The organism is Rheinheimera sediminis (genome assembly GCF_004005375.1).
GTDB lineage: Bacteria > Pseudomonadota > Gammaproteobacteria > Enterobacterales > Alteromonadaceae > Pararheinheimera.
The window spans coordinates 1-1,082 of the sequence record NZ_RZUF01000072.1 but is presented as its reverse complement, the minus strand read 5'-3'; the positions used below and the strand labels follow the sequence as shown (position 1 = coordinate 1,082).

The following is a 1,082-nucleotide window of genomic DNA, read 5'->3' as shown; positions in this document are numbered from 1 at the left end:
AGTTTCAATCCACGCGCCCCGTGCGGGACGCGACAAATTAAAATCACCGACTTGGATTAGCTGATTCTGTTTCAATCCACGCGCCCCGTGCGGGACGCGACCAGGCTATGCGGCCCGATTGTCGTTTGATGTCGTAGTTTCAATCCACGCGCCCCGTGCGGGACGCGACCGCCAGGTTATCCGCTCAATTGCTCAAGGGATTAGTTTCAATCCACGCGCCCCGTGCGGGACGCGACGAGCAAGATACATAAACTTTTATCTAACATGAGGTTTCAATCCACGCGCCCCGTGCGGGACGCGACGCGAATTCAGCTTGAGCCCAATAGCGGTGATACGTGTTTCAATCCACGCGCCCCGTGCGGGACGCGACTCGCAGTAAGTGGGACAGTTCGACCAGGCGCACAGTTTCAATCCACGCGCCCCGTGCGGGACGCGACTTAGATACGGCAGCGGTTACGCCTTTATCATACGTTTCAATCCACGCGCCCCGTGCGGGACGCGACTGCTGAATAGCCAAAGGCTCAGGAACGGCCTGAGCGTTTCAATCCACGCGCCCCGTGCGGGACGCGACATTTTAAGAGCCCCCACTGCCGCCCCCTTTAGCCTGTTTCAATCCACGCGCCCCGTGCGGGACGCGACAGCGACTGGCGGCGCTGTTGTTTGTTTAGTATTTTGTTTCAATCCACGCGCCCCGTGCGGGACGCGACTGCCTTTTTGCAAAGGCACGCATAGTCTAACCGTTATGTGCAATTTGCGCTAACGTCAGATCAATATGAAAGAAACAAATGAACACGGGTAAGGCGGCATCTTAATTACCTTTAGGATCAGTGACTAAGAATGCCGCTAATGTTCCGGCTTTTTAAAGAGCACTACAGGTTAGCGATGAGCTAAATAATGAGGGGATCGGCAAATAAATCCAGCGTTGCTTTGGCACCATGATGTTCCACTTTACTACGCCAATTTTTACCAAGAATGTAAAAACGCAAGCTGTCGACACTATCATCATAGGTTGATAGCAGCTTAGACTTTAGAGCGACCCACTGAGCAGGGTTGATCTGATCCAGTAGTTCTGTACACCGCGC

The 1,082-nt window shown here is 53.8% G+C and carries 1 protein-coding gene and 1 CRISPR repeat array; the gene reads right to left on the bottom strand.

The window, feature by feature from the left end:
* Position 1: 1 nt before the first annotated feature.
* Positions 2-707: direct repeats of the CRISPR family, unit length 33 nt; unit sequence GTTTCAATCCACGCGCCCCGTGCGGGACGCGAC.
* A gap of 180 nt (positions 708-887) precedes the next feature.
* Positions 888-1,082, bottom strand: a 195-nt coding sequence (locus tag EMM73_RS19790) for a CRISPR-associated endonuclease Cas2 (RefSeq protein WP_145987578.1), incomplete at its 5' end; no start/stop codon positions are given.